Below are 19471 nucleotides of genomic sequence, written 5' to 3' on the forward strand. Positions count from 1 at the left end.
ACTCTCCATCATTTGCAAGAATCATGTCCGAGCGCAGTTCAGCCCGCATGCGGGACATCAGCATCGAGTGGCTCGCGCGCGCGGCCGAGTTCGACCATCTGTTCCAGACGCGCTGGCTCGGCGAGCGCTTCTTCCACCTGCCCGGCGACATGCTCGCGATCCAGGAGCTGGTGTGGCGCGAGCGCCCCGACTGCATCGTGCAGACGGGCGTGGCGGCCGGCGGCGGCGTGGTGTTCTCGGCCTCGATGCTGGCGCTGACCGGCGACCACGGCCGCGTGATCGCGGTGGAGCCGCGCCTGCGCGACGAGGTGAAGACGCGCCTGCGCGAACACCGCCTGGGAGGCCGCATCACGCTGATCGAGGGCGACTCGTGCGCCGACGCCACGCTCGCCGCCGTGCGCGAGCAGATTCCCGACGGCGCGCGCGTGATGTCGATCCTCGACCTCACGCACACCCACGCGCACGTGCTGCGCGAGCTCGAATGCTACGCGCCGCTGGTTTCGCCGGGCAGCTACGCGATCGTGATGGACACGATCATGGAATACCTGCCCGCCGCTACCTTCGAGGGCAAGCCCTACGGCCGCGGCAACAACCCGGCCACGGCCGTGCGCGCCTTCCTCGCCGCCGACCACCGTTTCGAGGCCGACCTCGACATCGAAGACCGCGTGCTCATGACGCTGTCGCCCGGCGGCTTCCTGCGGCGAGTGCGCTGATCCGCTGCGCCGCCTCGGCCGAGCCGTCGCGCGCATAGCTCTCGCGGATCCGCGCGGCGCCCTCGCGCAACGGGCCAGGCCGCAACAACCGGGCGATCGCGTCGCCGAGCTGCGCCACATCGGCCGCCTCCAGATCGAGCTGCAGCCCCGCGCCGGCCCGCACCACGAAGTGCGCGGAATGGAACTGGTCGTTGCAGAACGGCGACAGCAGCATCGGCACGCCGCTCGCCAGCGCCTCCATCACCGAATTCGCGCCGCCGTGGCTGATGAAGGCCTGCGTGCGTTCCAGCAAGGCCAGTTGCGGGGCGTAGCGCACGATCACCACGCGCGGGTCGTCGGTCGGCAGCAGCCCGGCATCGACGAGCTCGCCCACCGACAGCACCAGTTGCGCACCGCTCTCGCGCGTCGCCTCGATCACCTTCAGGAACAGCTCGGGGTGGTAGTACAGCTGGCTACCGAGCGACATGTAGACGAGCGGCCGCCCGGCATCGAGCCGCTCCCACGGAAATTGGGCCTCGTCGCCGCGTGCGCCGGCGGGCATGGCCGGCCCGACCAGCTCGACACCGGGCGGCGGAGCGCCCACCAGCGCCTCGGTCGTGAAGGCCAGCGTCAGATGCGGCGAGAGCACGTCGCAGCCGCGAAAGCGCGCCGTCAGCCCGTAGCGCGCGAACAGCGCCTCGCGCTCGGGCGCGAGCCAGCGCACGGTCCGCAGCAGCGCCGAATCGAGCACCTCGAGCGCCTCGGGCAGCACCGGGTTCAGCGAGTTCGACATCGACACCCACGGCAGCCCTTCGAGCTCGGCCGCGATCGCGGCCGCGTACAGCAGCGGGTCGATCACCACCACGTCGGGACGCCAGTCGCGCAGCACCGGCCGGATCGCATCGACCAGTGCGGGCGCGTGGTCGATCAACAGCGTGCGGATCCAGTTGCGCAGCCAGTCGGCGTCGCGAATGCTCGCGGCGAAGCTCGCGCCGCGCGACAGGTCGTGTCGCTCGGGCGTCTCGCGCGGGCCGAGAAAGGCGAAGCCGCCGGCCGCGTCGAGCTGCGCGCCGATGTCGGCCGGCGCGTAGAACGCCACCTCGTGGCCGGCGCGGCGCAGATGCTGTGCGGGGCCGATGCAGGGGTTGAGATGGCCCTTCTCGGGCACCACGCAGAACAGGATCCGTTTCATTGGGAAAGACTCGTGGGTCAGGAGCGATGCGCGAGGTCGGGCGCGGCATCGAAGTGATCGAGAATCAGGCCGAGCGTGGCCCACAGCACGCGCTCGGCATCGGTTTCGAGCCCGGGCGCGGGCAGGCCGAGCGCGGCGGCCAGCCTTGGCAGCCGCGCGCGATCGAGCCACGCGGCGAGATCCATCGCCGGCGCGAGCCGGCCGCGCTTCGGGCCGCGCACGAGCCGCTCGGGCAGGCTCAGGCGCGCGCCGAGCTCGCGCAGGCAGTGCTTGTCGGGATCGGCATCGAAGCTGGTCAGGTGCGCTACCACGTCGGCATCGACGAAGGGCGGATGCAGTTGCACCGCGGCGGCGTCGAACAGCGCGTGGCACAGCGGCAGATAGTTGGCCGAACGATCGCGGCGCAACACCTGATCGGCACCGTCGCCGGTGATCGCGAGCTCGACGCCGTCGGCGGCCATCGCCTCGGCCAGCAGACACTTGGCCACCGGATGCAGGTTGAACATCGGCTCTTCCACCGCGTGGGTGGTACGCGGCAGCGCGGCCACGAAATCGGCCTCGCTCGCGCGCACGATCCGCACGCTCGCCTGCATTTGCCCGGCCAGCTCGAGCGCGGCGTCGAGCTCGCAGTAGTCGGGCATGTCGGTCGCGAGGATGTAGGCGGTCACGGCGCGGTGTGCGCCGAGCTCGCGCAGCAGCGCCAGCAGCAGCGCCGAATCGAGCCCGCCGCTCAGCGCCAGCGCCGCGCGCTTGCCGCTGTCGAGCGCGCGCCGCAGCGAGGCCAGCAGCACGGCGTCGAGCTCGGCGCGGCGCGGCGCGTCCGGCGCGGGCCGCAGGTCGAACCCCTGCGGCGTGCGCAGCAGTGCGTGGCCGGGCGGTACCGCGCGCACGTCGCGCAGCACGGTGCGGCCGCTCAGCCTCTCGCCGTTCAGGTAGCCGGCGATCGCGGCCGCGTCGGGCAGCGCCGGCTCGCCGGTCGATCCGGCCGCCCGCAGCGTTTGCGCGATGCTGGCCGCGAACGCGCCGCTCGGCGGGTGATAGTGCAGCCGCTCGAAGCCGAACGGATCGCGCCTGCCGATGCTCATCGATACCTCGCCTTGAGGGTGTCCACCTCGATGCGTCTGAGGATGCGATGCGGCGCCACCGGCGCGCTGCCGCCGCGGCACTCGAGGCAGGCCTCGAGCGGCGCGTCGCGATGCAGGTAGGCGAGCATCGCGTCGAGCGCTTGCGGGCCCTCGCGCAAAGGCAAGCCGTCGCCGTGAAAATCGCGCGCGCCGCCATACAGCGTGTGGAAATGCGCGGGGCGCGTGCAGGTATAGAACATGCCGTCGCGAATCATGTGGCAGCGCTCGCGAATCCAGCAGTCGTGATAGATACGCCGCGCCTCGTCGCGATCGGACGGCTGCGCACGGTTCATGGTGGTGAACACGTCCTGCACCTTCCAGTTGAGCCGCACGTCGAAGCGCGCCGCCTGCTGCTCGATATGGGCGATCAGGTCGGCAGACAGCCCCGGCTTCGGATAGCGCGAGATGGTCAGCGCATCCACGGCCTGCCAGAACGCGTCGGACATCTCGCCGAGCTTCAGGCCGTTGGTGGTGACCGAGATGGTCGGCGCGATGCCGGTGTCGCGCACGCGGCCGATCAGTTCCACCAGCTCCGGGTGCAGCAGCGGCTCGCCGCCCACCAGCTTGAACACGCGCGGGCGCAACACCGTGGCCGCCACGCGCAGGTCGCGCTCGACCGATGCGGGGCTCGCGTACCACTCGGGCAGCAGCGGCGACAGCGAGCAGCATTCGGCGCAGGTCAGGTTGCAGTGATCGACGACATGCGCCTCCAGCGAGCGCGTCAGCACGCGCCCGGCCTCGACGCGGTATTCGCGTTCCATCGGCGGCGGAAACACATGCTGGCGCTCGCCGGACGGCGCGCCACTCGGAGTCGGGCTTGGATTCACGTCAGCATTCCGGTTGTTCGGCACAGCGAAAAAGAAAGTCGATGAGGCTGCCGCGCGCGCCGAGCATCATCGTCGACATCGTCACGGCGCCGTCGAGATGCGCGTCGAAGCGCGCCGGATCGGCGAGCCAGCCGCGCACCACCCACCGCTTCAGCGCGTGCTGCAGGCAGGCCGCGTCGACGGCCCAGTGCAGATGCGCCGCATTCACCGGTCGCACGCGCAGGTAGCTGCGCACGAAGGCCTGCGCGTGCGACGGCGCTTCCAGCGGCAGATGGTTCAGGCAGCGCACGAGTTCGTATTCGCGCGGCGCGCCGATCGAGGCTTCCCAGTCGAGGATCACCGGCGGCAGCGAATCGCCGAACAGGTAGTTGAACTGGTTGTAATCGTTGTGGATCGGGTGCTGCGGGTCGCTCTCGGGCAAGCCCTCGATGCTGCCCGGATAGTGCAGGTCGATCAGGCGCAGCGCGAGATCCACGTAGGTGCGCAGCTTCGTGACGTCGGGGCCGCCGTCCGCCGCGGCGCGCTCGCCCGCGCGCAGCGCGTCGAGCAGGTCGCGGCGCACCGAATCCGCGTCGATCGCGCACAGCCGCGCGCGGATCGTGTCGAACGGCGAACCCGGGGACATCCGCAGCCGCTCCAGGCTCAGGTGCAGCGCGCCCAGGCTCGCGCCGAGCGCCTCCCATTCGAGCGGCGCGAAGCTATCGTAGGTGCGCAGGCGCCCCGCCTCCCAGCGGGTGACCATTGCGTGCAGGATGCCGCCGTCGGCACCGTCACCGTGCCAGAGTGGCTGGCCGCCGCGCGTGCGCAGCAGCGCCTGCACCCGAAAGCGCGGGTCGCCGTGGCATTCGAAATGCGCGAGAATCGACGCCTCCTTGGCGGCGCGCGCGCCGTGCTCATCGGCGTAGAGCTTCACGGCCACGCCGCCGTCGGACGCCCCCGCGCCGGGCAGGCGCCAGACGCGCTCGCTGATCCGGCGCGGCTCGCCGCCCGGCGCGAGCCCATAGGCCGCGCGGATCGTGTCGAAGATGGCGGCGCCCGGTTGCATTCAGATCGCCTCGGCAGGCCCGTAGCGATACGGATGACCGCTCAGGAACGTGTTGTGGCCCACGTAGCGCAGCTTGTACATGGCCGGGCGGAACAGCGCCGAGGGCGCGTTGCCGGCGATGCCGAGCCGCGGATACAGATCCTCGCGCACGAAGAATGCGTTGTTGCCCATGTCGTCGCAGCAGACGAGTTCGTAGCCCTTGTCCTTGCCGAGCCGCGCAAGCGATTCGAGGCTCGCGCCGTAATAGGTGGAGCCGTCCCATTCGTGGTCGGGATTGAAGCACATTACCCAGCGTTCGGGCGGCGCGTAGTACGGGTTGTATTCGATGGCCACGATACGCGGACGAAACGTGCGCAGGCCGCGCCACACCCAGTAGTCGTTGCCGTCGATGTCGATCGACAGCAGGTCGAAATCGGCCGGCGCACCGGCCTCGGCGATCAGGTCGTCCACCGTGTCGGGCCGGACCCGGTCGTGCACCAGGCGCACCTGCCGCGCACCGGCGTAGTTGGCAACGAGCTTGTCGAAGCGGTAGCGGCTGCCTTCCACCAGCAGCCCGCTCCAGCCCTGCTCGCGCAGCAGCAGCGCGGTATTGCTGTTGCGCAGGCCGTCGCTCGCGCCGATATCCACGCAGAAGCGGTTCTCCGGCGCGATGCAGGCCATCAGCCGGGCCAGCACGGCTTCTTCCGTGCCCTGCGCATACACGCTCGCGGCCAGACAGGACAGGTCGAGGGCGGCGGGGGAATCCTGCATCGGGACGGCGGCTCCGGGTGGTCGGGAAGTGGAATGCGGCACGCGATGCCGGGCATGGCGCAAAGCGGGACGGATTGCCCGGTAATTTACCCGAACTTCCGATGGCATGACCACGCTTCAATAAACACCGTGGCGTGCAGCGCCACGCCGCGCCATCGCTCTACGCACGGGTGTCACGCTCATGACGCTGCTGGAACGACGGATTTCCCGCACCTTGCTACCAGGCAAGACGATACCAGCCAGTGCCAGGCGCCCGCCTGGCTGAAATCTGCTGGGACGAAGAAGGCCCACGAGCCGCCGAATCGCGACCCGGAAGCGGGCTTCGTGGCGGCGCCGGAGCTCGCGTAGCGGGCATCGCGGATCACCCGTTCGGAGTTGCCGTGCCGGCCACCGGACGCGAGATCGTGGCGCACCCCGACGACATGAACAAGGCGGATTCGCCGGATCCGTTCAACCGCTGGGTGGCGACGCTCGCCGCGTGAGACGGACGCCGCGGCCGCCGCGCCGGAAAAAGCCGGATGCCGACAGAGAATAGAAACGGGCGCCGGCGCGGCGGCACCGATTGCCTTGGGCCGTCGCTGCTAGCGGCGGGGCAGCCAAGGGCGGCGATGGTGGGCAGCGCCGCGCGCGGCGCCGATTGTTCGCTTGGACAGTTGCCGGCCGGCCATGGCTTGCGCCGCGAGATCGAATGGCCGCGTTAGCGCACTGCGGAGGATTCGATCCGGCCAGCAACGGCGAGTCGACACGGCGGTCTGATTTGCCGACAATAAACCACTCTTTCCCCTTAACGCCCCGCAAGCGCAAACTCATGCGTGAACGTCCTGCCGCTAGGCTGCTCATCTTCACGCCGGAGCAGCGAATACTGCTGTTTCGCTTCATTCACAAGACTGGCGCACTAGCAGGGAGGGACTACTGGGCGACGCCGGGCGGCGGTGTCGAGCAAGGCGAGTCGTTTGCGGATGCCGCGAAGCGAGAGCTTCATGAGGAAACGAGCATTCTTGAGACGCACCTATCTGCGCCAATCCGCGAGAGCAAGTTTCCCCTACAACTCGCAAATGGCGAGCACGTGCTTGCTATCGAGCAATATTTCGTCGTTCACGTCGAGACGGAATCCATTTCGCGCGAAGGCTGGACCGCCGACGAGGTTGAGGTGATGGCAACTCATCGGTGGTGGAGCCGGGAGGAACTGGCCACCACCGCCGAAACCATCTATCCAGACGGGCTAGTCGAGATGTTGGACGACGCGGGAGTTTTCAGCGCTTGAGCGGCTGCTCCGAGTTGGCCCAAAGATAGCCTCGAGTCGGCACCGCCGGTAGAGCCCAGGCACGGCTACGCGGAGCCGTGGGGCGGCTTTCGGCCAGCTGCGGTCGCTGGCCTATCCTGCAAACCGGCCATTGAAAGGGCCGGTTCGATCTGAAACCTGCCGCACGAACTCAACGTTCCGAATCAATATTAAACCAAGGCCTCAAATAGCCAACAAGCCGGTCCTCGGCGAAAAAACGCTCAGCGACCGCGTTCTCCGGGAACGTGTCGCACCAAGAATAGCCCACGGCCTCATTGATGAGGGACAGCGGATCATCTTCCCTCGGGAAAATGTGCTCGATACCGAACCGCAACTGGCATGCCGTAGTCTTTGCTTTCCCTTTTTCGTTGTCCGTTGCAGCGTGATGCGCGCGGCCGGGCGTACGGCATCAACACGTCGGGCTCGCTCTCGGTGGGCATACAGGCAGGACCGCGACACGTCGAATACCGCACAGATCAGCTCGACCGATTCGCTTACGCCAATCTGATCGATGACTTCGTACGTTCGATGCCTTCCGACATCAAGAGCGCGGTAGCCTTCTTTAAAATGGCCTTCTCACGCTCGAGGCGTTCGATACGCGCCTCGAGTTCCTGAATACGCTGTTGATCCGGCGTGATTGCCTTGCCCTGCGGCGTGACGCCCTGGCGTTCCATCTGAAGTTGCTGCACCCAGCGGCGCAGCACCGTCTCGCCGACGCCGACCGAACGGCTCGCCTCTGAAAAGCTATAGCCCTGGTCAAGCACCAGGCTGGCTGCTTGCTGTTTGAACTCGGGGGAAAACGAGCGACCTTGCTTCGGCATCAGACACCTCTCCATGGCGAGCATTCTCGCCTAAATCAGTGTCCGGGTTCATTAGGCCACTACATCGAACCCCTTGAGCCCGCGGCCTTGTCCGAAAACCAAGCCGATAAAATTCAACGACGCTTGAGCGAATTCAACATGACATCCCACGCTGCAAGGAGTGAGCCGAGTTCTTCATCTTTAACCGCCTCGTCAGAATCAAGCGTTACATCAATTCCGGGCTCACGCACACCATCGTCACCAGGCAATGCGGACCATTCGAACGAAGCAGTTTTGGCTGATTTGTCGATGAGATCGTATTCGTCACCTTTCCGACCGTCAATTTTTCTCTCTTCGCGACGAACAATCGTTGACGATTGGGACACAAAATTTGCTAACGGCAGAGGTAGATTTGACATGCGAGAGATAATATTTTCTTTGGTCCCCTGGCCGCCAGAATCAAAGTCAACTCCAAATCTACTTTTGATTTCCGGCAAATTCACCACCATAGTCACAGATTCCATTTGCTCACGATCGCCAGGAATAAACCCGCGATCGATACAAATTCCAGCTTCCTTCGGGACATCTAGATTTTCTCGGGGACGAATTAATTGCATCAATCTTGATATAGCGACCTTTGCCCCGACAACCGAGTCGGACAACACCTGAACGGTGAATGAATACAACACATCGCTCTTTGTCATATAGCCATGTATCGTATGCAAGCCTTGACCATCTTCCGATATCTGGAAGATCGAAGAGTCGGGAGAGTTATTAGGCGATCCGGTCAATGTAGACGCGGATTTTCCGGCGCCAGGCTTCGCGTCCTCCGCAACTTTGCGCTTCAGCAACTCTGTATTGGCCGGATACTGCGCTTCAATTCGGATACCATTAATTTTCTGCCCAATTTTGAGGCCGGCTGCAGATCTCGGAAGATCGATTGTGTACCGACCGACGCAAACAGTACGCATTGATTCTGTCATTGATTGGGATAGGTTACTCATGCTCGAATCCTGATGGCGATTGCAGGCTGCGAGTTGAACAAGAGCGATTGTAAAAATGATCTTGATGTATGCGTTAGCTCTCAAACGTCACCCCAGTCTGCCCTTTTGGCGATCTTCGCAACCGCATATTTTGTGACAGCCATCACGTTAGCCATCTCCGGAAGGTATGCACTTTGATGATCGAACCCATCAAACGCGAATTGTTCGATTGCGCCACCACGTTTCCCCGGCGCTCGGCCCGATTCGTGCGGCACGGTGCCATCACCGGGCGATTCTGGATCGCGGATAGAAAAACGGTCCCGTAGATCACCCATCCACGACGAGTCCACCGCCCTCGCTTCCATTGTCCCGCTACCATTGTCGCTCGTCGGCAATCCGTCCATCGCAAGTTTCTTCAGCTCCGCGTTACTATCGAAGACAGACATGGGCCCTCGCATCGCGAAACGTAATGTCCCAATGTCCCACTGGATCTTACCCCATGCCTTGTGCTCGGTGTCGGAGCCAAAGAACGCGTAGGTCACAGGGTGGTAGTAGTCACCTAGTGACGCATGAAACTGCTCTGCGCTAGACAAACAGACCATATATTTTGCCCATGCAGGATCAGTTTTGGTAACCACCGCCCCGGATTCGTCATATCGCACGCCAGAGTCGCCGCCCGGATCTAGCCAATCTGGATTTACGAGCCGCCACCACCGACTACGTTCACTATAGATCGTTTTGTAGGGATTGCCCTCGATCGGATAGCTGACGCCGCCCGCTCTAACAGTGAGCCATCCAGTCGGATAATTTTGGTTCGGGAGTAACTGCAACCCTCCAGGAGACTGGCCTAGAACGGGCGCCACATCTGGGCCATATGCACCAAGGAACATCCATGTTGCTATCGACTTCAAAACCGTGATCGGGTTGATAGAAAATCCGCCCGCCTCATTGCCAGCCCGCATGCGCTTGTAGGCCGCCGGCGCTCCGCGAGCAGGCATGGCTCCATGGAGAATGCCCAGCACCTTGTCTGAAGCGTTACCCATCTTCGGATGAACCGCTGCCCGCGCTACCAAGCCTCCCATCGAGTGGGTTACTAAAATCACCTTTTGAACTGCTTTACTGCCCCACTTGTCCCGATAATGATTGAGAATAACGTCAATTTCCCGCGCCAGGTCTTTTCCAGATTGCTCATTTGATTGAAGCCAGTTGTACCCTGCTGCATGCACGGGATACCAGTACTTTGCAACCTGCTCCAACTCACCCTTCGTCAACCGAAGAATATGCTCCTTGCCATCCGATTTGACGGCAACGCCATGTGATATGTAGGGCGTCCACGACTCACCAACGATGGTCTCATTCTTGGCCGAATCCCATCGCAAGACATCGTTCAAATTCGATTCAAGATACTCGAGTAGAGGGCCATAGCTTCCCCAGAAAATAGTTCCCCAACCACGGGCCTGAATAAGCTTAGCTGGAAAACCATTAGTTGCATTTGCCAAGCGTTGGCCGTTAACATCGATGTCGCGATCCACCTGCACGTTTTCAGGATTAAAGACCGTTTTTCTTCCGGCAGGGCTCAGTCCAATAATCTTTGTCACTGCTCCCGTGAGATCCGGCCGCCAGATATTGACGATCTTTTTCGATCGCGTGACGTCTTTCGACTTCAGATTCGAACCCATGATGCCGGGGACAAAGATCACCGGAATGATCCGATCTGGATGCATCAGACATTCCGCACGAGTTGTCATACTCGTTGGCGATGTCTGCGAATGCCAGACCGGTAGTCCGTCTTCGTCGTAGCTGCGCGCTACGGTCCGCGTCTTGTCGTTCATCCCTTACCCTCGGGCAAAAATTTGAGGCGCATCCTCTCGATCATTGAACTCTTCTGTATGCCAGTTCCACCGTTTGCGTTGGTCCGGCCGGTGATCACGGAACCATCTGCTCGGGTTAATTCAAAGCGCCGGTTCGCCATCGGTTGCCCGGTCGCGTGATGACGAAGTATGAACTCTTCGTCGTGCGGCATGTTGGGCCATTCGTTCATTGATTTCGACAAGGAAGTCGGCCCAGAGAAATTATGTGTGGCACCCTTGATATCGATCTTGCCGGGGGCATGGATCTCGATGTTGCCGCCCGAAAGGCGAATGTACGCACCGCCGGACGTTAACAGGATTTCCTGTTTTGCAATGGCCTCGACGCTCTCTGTTGCCGCCAGCACCTTCACGGATTTCTGCGCGGCGACTTCGACATTGTCTGCATGCGCCTGGATCTCAACCTTTCCTTTCGCGGCAAACAGCTTCATCCCGGCGTTCTGCACGAATAGGCTGATCTTCTCCGCGACACTTGCGACCAGCGACTTGCCACTCGTGATGAACGTGCTCTGGCCACCGACGATGTTCGTTTGATGCTCGCTCGACACATGCACGGAATCCTGCGTCGACAAGGCGATACCGGCAGGGGCCGCAATCAACATGACCGGCGATTTGAAAACATTCGCGCTGCCCGTACCGCCCCCCGCGGTTGTGCCGCCCGACGATGTTCCCTGCACACTATTCTGGGTCGCATCGGTAAAGGTTTTGAGCGCCTTGTGGCCTTCATCCAGGCTTTCCGCCTGATGCGTTTGGCTCGCCTGCGACATCGCCTCGATCACGCTTTCGGCATTGATGAGTTGTTCCTGGGCCTCGCGTACATCCAGGGGTTGGCTGCTCGCCGACTTGGAATGGGTAGTCAGATATAGACCTTGGGACGCGCGAACCGCACCGTAGGCATCCGACCGCAAATCGAAGCCTGATCCAAGATACGAACCTCGTGTGTTGCCGCTCTGGTCGATCAGATAACCCAAATGCAGCATGCTGTTCGCGCTGCTGCTCATCAGTTGGACCCGGTTCTGCCCGGTCGCGTCGTCCATCACCATCTGGTTGTAGCCGCTGCCGCCGTATTCCTTGGAGCGGTTCCCGGACAGAATGCCGTTGCTGTGCCACTGCGGCCTAACTTTTCCGTTGTAGACGCGATGCAGGACGATCGGTCTATCGCAATCACCACCTAGATAACCGACCAGTACCTCTTCCCCGACGCGGGGCATATGGACACCGCCGTAACCGCCGCCCGTATCCAACTGCGCCACTCGAACCCAGCACGAAGCACCCGCGTCACCCTGATTCTGTCGGTCCCAGATGAACATCACCTTCACGCGGTTCAGTTCGTCCGTGTATACCTCTTCGCCTTGCGGGCCGACGACGATTGCCGTCTCGAGGTGCATCTCCGGCTTCTTGTGTTCGAACGGACAACGATACGGGACCGTGGTACGTTGCGCCTCGACTTCGACCAAATAGAAGCCCGCCGAACCATCGTCGTGTTTGACGTCGACGCCTGAGAATTTCGATTTTGACCGGGCCAACTCTTCCCGCAAGCTGTGCGGGAAACTGGCTTCCTGATCCGACAGTGGAAGATTGTTTTCGATGTAGCGCCATACCTTGAGCGCAGCAAACTCTCGCTGGCCGGCAGGATCGCGGTCATGCTCCGGGTGGCCGCTCAGTTCGAACCGCAAACCCGCATCGATGCCACGCACGCCACCCGCTCCGGTGAAACGTTTGGCGCGTGATTCCCACTCCTCCAGATGGACTTTGGAAAGATGCTCGCCTCGGTCCTGTCGATCGTAGGTGTAGGCCCCCGTGTACTCGTAGACCTCAGTCTGTTCGGGCAGATTTCCCTGGCCAACCATGGTCGGCAGTGTCGTGCCCTTGGAATTGGCACCCAGTGATGGCGCCTTGTAGTCAAATGTGCGGGTTGTATGTACCGAACTCTGCAATGTCCGAGAACCCGCCCACTGCGTGAACGCATCCACTTCGCTGCCAGCGTCGGCTCTGTAAAACTCGACAGGATTGCTTTGTATCTGATCGAGCGAGTGAACGTCGTCGGTCACTACCAACGTATGCGATTTACCATCCTTGTTCTGCCGCCAGAAACCGAACAGACCTTCCTCTTCCATCAACCGATGGACAAAGTTCCAGTCGGATTCGCTTTGACGACAATAGGACCGCGATGGCAGCGGCTTCGACAGTGCAAACTGGAACTGCCCTCTCGCCTGCGGATGAGCGTTGAACACATCGGCGATGATCGCGTCGACGCTTCGATCTTGCCAATACCGCATGTCGCGACGATATTTGAGGAAGTGCATCCAGGAAGCGAACGTCAGCTGATAGCTTGCCTGGCTGCCTTCCGCGCCGAGTCGGCGAGCCGTGTGGATGTAGCCGTTGATCGGCAAATAGGACTTGTCGGCCTGCAATATCCAAAGCGTCATCGACTGCGCAATCAGCGTTTTCAACTCGATATCACTGGCCGTCGACACCATATCGAGAGTAACGCTGAAGTCGCGACCCAACTCAGAGTAACTTACCGCGCGACGCGGCAGCAGCGCGTTTTCCGGCAACGCTGGAATGTCAGCTTTCAATAGCCTGTCTTGCTGGATCAGCCCGCCGCGAAGCGCCTGAATCAATTCAGTCAAGTTCATGTGCTGCCTTTGGTCGTGTTCATAGTAGATCGTGTGGACCTACTCTCTCGCAGGGACGGCCGTCCCTTATTAATCTAGGGGAGGACAGCCACTAGGACCATGATGGCTATCCTCTGGGCATTGGTGACTTTGTGGTTCACCGCCAGCCATTGAAGCGGCGCACCTGCCAGCAATACTTCCCGTCATCATATTTCAGCTCAGACGGCTTGACATTACGAGTAACTTCCAAAACCAATTTTACTTGACACCTTGACGAAACATGACATTCCGAAACACGCCACGCGAGCAGGTGGATCTGTCGTGGTGCCGGTGCTTGACGCGCAGATGCGAGGCGATGTTCGCCGCCGCGTAGCTGCGAAGCTTGTCGGTCACCTTCACGCGCGGGCGGCCGTGGCGCTTGAGCAGCCTGCGCATTAGACGCCTGGCCGCGGCAGCGTTGCGCTGGCGCTGCACCAGGACGTCGATCACCGCGCCGTGTTGATTCACGGCACGCCAGAGCGAGTGCTTCACGCGGCGGATCACGACCTCCATCTCGTCGAGGTGCCATTTGTCGCCGCGGGCCGGTGCCGTTGAGCGCCATCGAAAAGGTGCGCAACTATCGAGTTCCAAGCGTTGAGGAAGCGGCCGCCGCGAAGACCGCCGGCAAGCTCCCGCCGTTGTGCAACTATGCCGGCCCCGACTTCCATCACATGACGCAGGCTCAATGGAAGCAAATACATCGCGACTACAAGGGAGCGCGCGAACTCGGGGTGGGCGTGAACCGGCTGGCACACTTTCGGCCCGACGCCACGCTACCGGCCGGGGCCGAGCAGACGAGCCGCCACCGGGTTCGGACGATGATTCGTCATGGCGCGCTGGTGGCGGTCTATCTAACCGACGCCAAGCGCACCGAGCCGCCCGCGAAGCCGGCGGCGGAATAACAGGCCGTTGAAATACCTCCGCCTATCCTGCACGATGCAGGCTCCCGAGATCAAGGAAGAAAGAGCAGATGCGAGGCGCCGACGGCTACAACGAATCGCTGTTCAGCACGGTCAGGCTGGAGGAATTTGTTCCGCAGACACATCCGTTGCGGACGATCCGGACATGGCTGAACGAAGCGCTTTCGAAGATGGATGCCAAGTTTCTGCAATGTAAGACGCAAACGTCAAGGGCGGCCGCCCGAGCATCGCGCCGGAGAAGTTGATGCGCGCCATGCTGCTCCAGGTGTTGTAGAGCATCCGCAGCGAGCGGCAGTTGGTCGAGCAGATCTCGTACAACCTGCTGTTCCGTTGGTTCGTTGGTCTTTCGATTGAAGATGTTGTCTGGAATCACTCTGAACCGCACCGGGAATCGTGGAGGCCGGTTGGTTTAAGTTAATGCAGGCACTTCAGCAGCATTTCTGAGTTGCCTGTAGTAGTTTGCCTCAGCTTCGGCAGGCGGGATATAGCCGAGCGGTTCCATCAGCCGATGATGGTTGTACCAGGCGACCCATTCCAGCGTTGCCAGTTCGACGGATTCCCTCGTTTTCCAAGGGGCGCGCCGATGAATCAGTTCAGTCTTGTAGAGACCGTTGATCGTTTCAGCCAGCGCGTTATCGTAGCTGTCGCCACGGCTGCCGACGGACGGCTCGATACCCGCCTCGGCCAAACGTTCGCTGTACCGAATGCTGACGTATTGAGCCCCCCTATCGGAGTGGTGTATCAAGGTCCCATCGTCGCCCGGTTGGCGCGCGTACAGCGCCTGTTCGAGCGCATCCAGAACGAAGTCCGTGCTCATCGACGAACTGACGCGCCAACCGACGATGCGACGGGCAAACACGTCGATCACGAACGCCACGTACAGCCAACCCTGCCATGTCGAGACATAGGTGAAGTCAGACACCCAAAGCTGATTTGGGCGCTCAGCCTTGAACTGCCGGTTGACCCGGTCCAGCGGGCGCGCAGCGCTCGTATCGGGATTCGTCGTGCGAACCCGCTTGCCGCGAACTGCGCCACGCAAGCCCTGCAGCTTCATCAGCCGCCCGACCGTGCAGCGTGCGACCACAATGCCCTCCCGGTTCATCTGCTTCCAGACCTTCGGCACACCGTAGACCTGCATGTTGGCCTGCCAGACACGCTTGATCTCGGGTTGCAGGACCTCATCGCGTTTGGCACGAGCGCAGCGTTTGGACGGATCACGAAGCCGCGCAGCATGGCGTCGGTAGCCCGACGGGGCAATCCGCAAGACCTTGCAGATCGGCTCGACCCCGAAGGTGTCGCGATGCTGATCAACGAAGGCTTTCAGGACTTGAATCGGCGGTCGAGCTCCGCCTGGGCGAAAAACGCGCTCGCCAGCTTGAGAATCTCGTTGGTACGGCGCAGTTCCTTGACCTCACGCTCCAGGGCCTTGATGCGTTCACGCTCGGCCGTGCTCACGCCATCACGTTCCCCACGATCGATCTCCTCGCGCTTGACCCAATCCAGCAGCGTCTGCGGCGTACAGCCGATCATCGGCGCAATCGATTCGACCGCCGCCCACATCGACGGATGTTCGCTACGCTGCTCACGTACCAGACGCACTGCGCGCCCCCGGACTTCCGGGGAAAACTTGGTTGCCTTCTTGTTCATGGCTCCATTCTCTCAAGAATCCGAGCCTCCACAAAATTCGGTGCGGTTCACTCGGTATTCAGCAAGAACCGGGATCGGCTGATCGAGTTCGATGCGGCCACGGACCTGTTGAAGGCGACGGTGGAAACGGCACACAAGCGCGGGTTGTTGTCGGGCGAGCACTTCAGCGTAGACGGCATGCTGATACAAGCGTGGGCCAGTCACAAAAGCCTGCGTCGAAAAGACGGTAGCGACGACGATCGGCCGCCGGAGAACTGGCATGGCGAAACCCGCAGCAACGCAACACACGAATCAAGTAGCGATGGCGACAGCCGACTGTATCGCAAGAGCAACGCGGCCCCGGCCCTGCCGAGCTATCTTGGGCATTTGCTGACCGATAAGCGGCGTGGCTTGGTGGTGAATGTTCAGGCAAGCCAGGCCAATGGTCGAGCCGAACGCGAAGTGGCGGTCCAGATGTTGCGTGGCGTCGCGCGGCTGGACCGGCCCATCACGGTAGGCGCGGACAAGGGTTATAACGCGCGGGGGTTCGTCCAAGCCTGCCGAGACGTCAACGTCACGCCCCATCTTGACCGGAATACGAAACGCACGGGTGGTAGCGCCATCGACAAACGCACGACTCGGCATCTGGGTTATGCGGTGAGCCAGCGCAAACGGAAATGCATCGAGCAGTACTTTGGCTGCGGCAAGTCGATTGGCCTCCTTCGACAGGTGATGGTGCAGGGCTTGGAGAAAGTTGATCAGTTACTGCCGCTGACCATGGCTGCCTACAACCTGACACGCTTGAGAACGCTGGCGGCGTTGCGCCCGCAGGCCGCCTGATGGGGCGAGGTACCGCCGTAAAAGTGATCTGAAGGGCGGAAAATCGGCTGCCATATCGGAATCGAGCGCGACGCGAACGCTTTTCTGAATCGTGGCGGAGATAAATGCGTCAGGCCGTTCGGTATTTCAACGGCCTGTTAGAAGCGAACTTGTCCTTGAGTTCGGCGACCATCTTGCCTGAATTCGCCGAGCACCTGAATCGTCGTCCCTGATCACGGCGTAGCACAATGCGTGGGTTGCGCGACGATCGACCTGCACACATACTTAATCCTGCATACATACCAAACAATGAATTGAAATGTATTTCATCCAACTCCTTATTGTCAGTTGTTTAGGCTTTCTCATCTCAACATCGAGCACCGGAGAGACAAAAGCGCTCAATGATTTAGATATTAGGTTAAATCCAGCACCGCATATTCCCTCATGCTCTGGACCATACACATATCCGAGAAGGGCCTTCCCCATTACGTTCACTTGTCCAAATTACGGTCTCCGGACCATATGGGGTTTACTGTCGAGCGACGACGTTCGAAAACCCATCTTTGATGACGCGTTCGATCCACGCTACAAATCGTTGGCACTAACGTCGCTAGACGATCGAGCCGAACGGGAGTATGCCTCACGCAAATGGGCGCAGTATTTTCGAAGGGATCTTTCGAATCTTTATTATGACGTTCCGTCAGTACAACTGCCGCCAATACCAAATAATCCTCTTCAATGAGGTGCCACTCCCCATCGCAGGAAACTAGTCGGGCGGCGAACTTCACGCTGGCACGCCAGGGGCGCTGGCAAACTCGTGTAGCCAAAGCAACTTCTCCTAGCCGTAAGGGCGCGTACCCGCTTTTCGAGTGCCGCCCTACCCTTCCCGAAGTGCCGCGAGGCCGATACAGGGCATTCTGGCGGGCCGCCTTTTCCATTGGCCAACCCCGGCACACGTTTTCACACAGCCTCGGTCGGAAACAGCCAACGGCCGCGAGCCTGCTGCTCGTCGGGATCACACGACGACGGCCGGGCTCTCCGTGAGTAGATGACCGCCGGCAGCCTAGCCAGCAAAACAACGAGCGCTCGTTCGTCAGCCGGTATTCGCTAAATACGTCCCAGCGTGAAACCAGGATCGATCACTTACTCGATTGCGGATGGTCACGACGATACAACGCCCATTCCTCAATTTGCGTGCCATCCGGCAGATGGCAGATCGCGTACGCCGCGCCGTCCTTGTCTTTAACGCTCACGCTCCGGCCTCCCAGGCTCTCGCAGTAGACCGACGCGGGATTCGCCATCTCCACGATTGGGGCTTCGGACGGCGGGTCGTTACCCGTGCTGCAACCGGACACTAGAGCACCTGAAAAAACGAGTGTGGACATGATCGCTCTGGACATAGGCATGGGGGCAAACCGGGTTGAATAGCAGTGATGCTGCGAGTTCACCGCATTACGACTCGTCAGTCAAGCTGGGCTGTACAGGACGCCAGTAAAAGTTCGCTTACCGGGGAACTGCTCCAGGTACTCGGCGAGACCGAGCGTGTCGAACGACGAGCGCGGCCTGCCCTTGGCCACGATCGCCCACCGCATCAGTTGCTCGGCTTCGCGGCGGTGCCCGCGCGGCGTATCGCGATCCAGGCATTGACCGCCGGCCAATCGGTGTTCATCTCGGCCCCGGTGCGCCGGCACGGTGCTCGGCGTCGGTGCAGTGCGCGCGGCCATCGCCAGGCGCCCGCGCCGGTTCGCGATGCGCCGGCGTGTGACGCACGCATCGGCGCCGGCCGTACCGTGGGTCGCGTGCAGGACCGTCTCGTCCAAACCTTCCAGACAGGCACGGCACAAGGCAACGTGGCTCGGCGCGAGACGCAGCAGCACCGGCGCTGCCGAGCCCGCGCATGGCGCGCCGCGGGTGCCGGCCAGCCGAGCATCACGAATGCCTCCGGCCCGCCGCGCGTGGCTCGCCGACGGCCCCCCGCCCGCCGGTGCGCACGGTCCCGGGCGCGGCCAGGCGAGACACCGTACAAATAGTTATTGAAAAAAATTGTTATGTTGAATAACAATGTGGTGGAGTCGCACCATAACAGAGGAGACAACTGCAATGAACCTGTACGGTAAAACCCTGATCGTTACCGGCGTGGCATCCGGCATCGGTGCCGAGACGGCCCGACTCGCACGATTTCATGGCGCACGCGTGATCGGCGTCGACCGACAGTTGGTCAACATGACGCTTGATGGCTTCTGCCAGGCCGACCTGGGCGACCCGGCTGCCATCGATGCGCTGGTCGCCCAGCTTCCCGAGCGTATCGATGCACTGGCCAATATTGCTGGCGTTCCGGGTACTGCACCGGTGGACGCTGTCGCACGCGTCAACTATCTGGGCCTGCGCCACCTCAGCGAAGCCCTGCTCCCGCGCATCGCGGCTGGCGGCAGCGTAATCAACGTTGCATCGATCCTCGGCGCGGAGTGGCCGCAGCGGCTCGATCTGCACCGGGAACTGGCCGAGACGGCTGGTTTCGACGGCGGCGCGCAGTGGCTCGCCGCGCACCCGGTGCCCCAGGCCACCTGCTACCAGTATTTCAAGGAGGCGCTGATCGTCTGGAGCGCGCGTCGTTCACAGGACTGGTTCGCGCAGCATTCGGTGCGCGTGAACAGCGTCGCGCCGGGCCCGGTCTTCACGCCGATCCTGGGCGATTTCGTCACGATGCTCGGGCCGGAACGTGTCGAGGCCGACGCCGCGAAGATGAAGCGCCCCGCGTATGCCGACGAGGTGGCCGAGGCGATCGTGTTCCTCGCCTCCGATGCGGCGCGCTGGATCAACGGCGTCAACCTCCCCGTCGACGGCGGGTTGGCCGCTACCGCGATTTGAACAGGCTTTCACTCAATC

The 19471-nt window shown here is 62.0% G+C and carries 15 protein-coding genes, 4 pseudogenes and 1 other annotated feature; of the genes and pseudogenes, 6 read left to right on the forward strand and 13 right to left on the reverse strand.

The annotated features are described in order from the left end of the window. Window positions 1-23 precede the first annotated feature (23 nt). Complete coding sequence (locus KS03_RS10755) at window positions 24-713, forward strand: cephalosporin hydroxylase family protein (RefSeq protein ID WP_012733499.1); 690 nt, start codon at window positions 24-26, stop codon at window positions 711-713. Here the strand turns inward: KS03_RS10755 and KS03_RS10760 are convergent. Genes KS03_RS10760 through KS03_RS10780 form a run of 5 tightly spaced genes read right to left on the reverse strand, consistent with a single transcriptional unit; the run spans window position 670 to window position 5630 of the window. Beyond that, window positions 670-1884 (reverse strand): glycosyltransferase, encoded by a 1215-nt coding sequence (locus KS03_RS10760; protein ID WP_012733498.1) that lies wholly within the window; start codon window positions 1882-1884, stop codon window positions 670-672. The genes KS03_RS10755 and KS03_RS10760 overlap by 44 nt on opposite strands. Window positions 1885-1901: 17 nt before the next feature. Beyond that, window positions 1902-2969, reverse strand: coding sequence for an asparagine synthase-related protein (locus KS03_RS10765; RefSeq protein WP_012733497.1), 1068 nt, complete (start codon window positions 2967-2969; stop codon window positions 1902-1904). After that, a complete protein-coding gene (locus tag KS03_RS10770) occupies window positions 2966-3835 on the reverse strand; it encodes a GTP 3',8-cyclase MoaA family protein (protein ID WP_012733496.1) in 870 nt (289 codons plus the stop codon). The genes KS03_RS10765 and KS03_RS10770 overlap by 4 nt, the downstream gene beginning before the upstream one ends. Window position 3836: 1 nt before the next feature. Continuing rightward, window positions 3837-4880 carry a phosphotransferase enzyme family protein gene (locus tag KS03_RS10775; protein ID WP_012733495.1) on the reverse strand — a complete coding sequence of 348 codons (1044 nt, stop codon included), beginning with the start codon at window positions 4878-4880 and terminating at the stop codon, window positions 3837-3839. After that, window positions 4881-5630, reverse strand: a complete 750-nt coding sequence (locus KS03_RS10780) for an FkbM family methyltransferase (RefSeq protein ID WP_012733494.1) — start codon at window positions 5628-5630, stop codon at window positions 4881-4883. An 808-nt stretch (window positions 5631-6438) separates the two neighbouring features. Here KS03_RS10780 and KS03_RS10785 point away from each other — a divergent pair. Beyond that, window positions 6439-6894, forward strand: a complete 456-nt coding sequence (locus KS03_RS10785) for an NUDIX hydrolase (protein WP_012733493.1) — start codon at window positions 6439-6441, stop codon at window positions 6892-6894. 405 nt (window positions 6895-7299) lie between these two features. Here the strand turns inward: KS03_RS10785 and KS03_RS10795 are convergent. The 5 genes and pseudogenes from KS03_RS10795 to KS03_RS10810 all read right to left on the reverse strand — a co-directional run. Further along, window positions 7300-7733: pseudogene (locus tag KS03_RS10795) on the reverse strand (transposase); the annotation flags it as partial. Between the two features lie 113 nt (window positions 7734-7846). After that, window positions 7847-8716, reverse strand: coding sequence for a T6SS immunity protein Tli4 family protein (locus KS03_RS31255; protein WP_127913864.1), 870 nt, complete (start codon window positions 8714-8716; stop codon window positions 7847-7849). 80 nt (window positions 8717-8796) lie between these two features. Next, on the reverse strand, window positions 8797-10527 hold the full coding sequence (locus tag KS03_RS29855) for an esterase/lipase family protein (RefSeq protein WP_080763640.1): 1731 nt from the start codon (window positions 10525-10527) through the stop codon (window positions 8797-8799). Continuing rightward, window positions 10524-13202, reverse strand: a complete 2679-nt coding sequence (locus KS03_RS10805) for a type VI secretion system Vgr family protein (RefSeq protein WP_012733489.1) — start codon at window positions 13200-13202, stop codon at window positions 10524-10526. The genes KS03_RS29855 and KS03_RS10805 overlap by 4 nt, the downstream gene beginning before the upstream one ends. A gap of 300 nt (window positions 13203-13502) precedes the next feature. After that, a pseudogene (locus KS03_RS10810) lies at window positions 13503-13766 on the reverse strand (DDE-type integrase/transposase/recombinase); the annotation flags it as partial. A gap of 5 nt (window positions 13767-13771) precedes the next feature. Between KS03_RS10810 and KS03_RS10815 the strand changes: the two are divergent. Together KS03_RS10815 and KS03_RS29860 are read left to right on the forward strand one after the other, a co-directional pair. Further along, window positions 13772-14122 (forward strand): hypothetical protein, encoded by a 351-nt coding sequence (locus KS03_RS10815; protein ID WP_017432562.1) that lies wholly within the window; start codon window positions 13772-13774, stop codon window positions 14120-14122. Window positions 14123-14190: 68 nt separating this feature from the next. Next, a pseudogene (locus tag KS03_RS29860) lies at window positions 14191-14516 on the forward strand (transposase); the annotation flags it as partial. A 33-nt stretch (window positions 14517-14549) separates the two neighbouring features. Here the strand turns inward: KS03_RS29860 and KS03_RS10820 are convergent. After that, window positions 14550-15787, reverse strand: a protein-coding gene (locus KS03_RS10820; RefSeq protein ID WP_085962428.1) for an IS3-like element IS1416 family transposase whose coding sequence is annotated in 2 segments (ribosomal slippage) — window positions 14550-15496 and window positions 15496-15787 — 1239 coding nt in all. Because the reading frame shifts where the segments join, the coding sequence is not laid out codon by codon here. Beyond that, window positions 15390-15506: a sequence feature (AL1L pseudoknot), on the reverse strand. (Overlaps the previous gene by 117 nt.) A 48-nt stretch (window positions 15788-15835) precedes the next feature. Here KS03_RS10820 and KS03_RS10830 point away from each other — a divergent pair. Then, window positions 15836-16606, forward strand: a pseudogene (locus KS03_RS10830) (IS5 family transposase); the annotation flags it as partial. Window positions 16607-17724: 1118 nt separating this feature from the next. Here the strand turns inward: KS03_RS10830 and KS03_RS29865 are convergent. Next, a complete protein-coding gene (locus KS03_RS29865; RefSeq protein ID WP_035981535.1) occupies window positions 17725-17970 on the reverse strand; it encodes a putative hemolysin in 246 nt (81 codons plus the stop codon). Between the two features lie 81 nt (window positions 17971-18051). Continuing rightward, entirely contained in the window at window positions 18052-18462 is a 411-nt protein-coding gene (locus tag KS03_RS32755; RefSeq protein WP_230674525.1) for a hypothetical protein, read from the reverse strand. Window positions 18463-18685: 223 nt separating this feature from the next. On the opposite strand from KS03_RS32755, the gene KS03_RS10845 reads away from it, so the two are divergent. Continuing rightward, on the forward strand, window positions 18686-19453 hold the full coding sequence (locus KS03_RS10845; protein WP_012733486.1) for a coniferyl-alcohol dehydrogenase: 768 nt from the start codon (window positions 18686-18688) through the stop codon (window positions 19451-19453). The last annotated feature ends 18 nt before the right edge of the window (window positions 19454-19471 follow it).

The organism is Burkholderia glumae LMG 2196 = ATCC 33617, assembly GCF_000960995.1.
GTDB lineage: Bacteria > Pseudomonadota > Gammaproteobacteria > Burkholderiales > Burkholderiaceae > Burkholderia > Burkholderia glumae.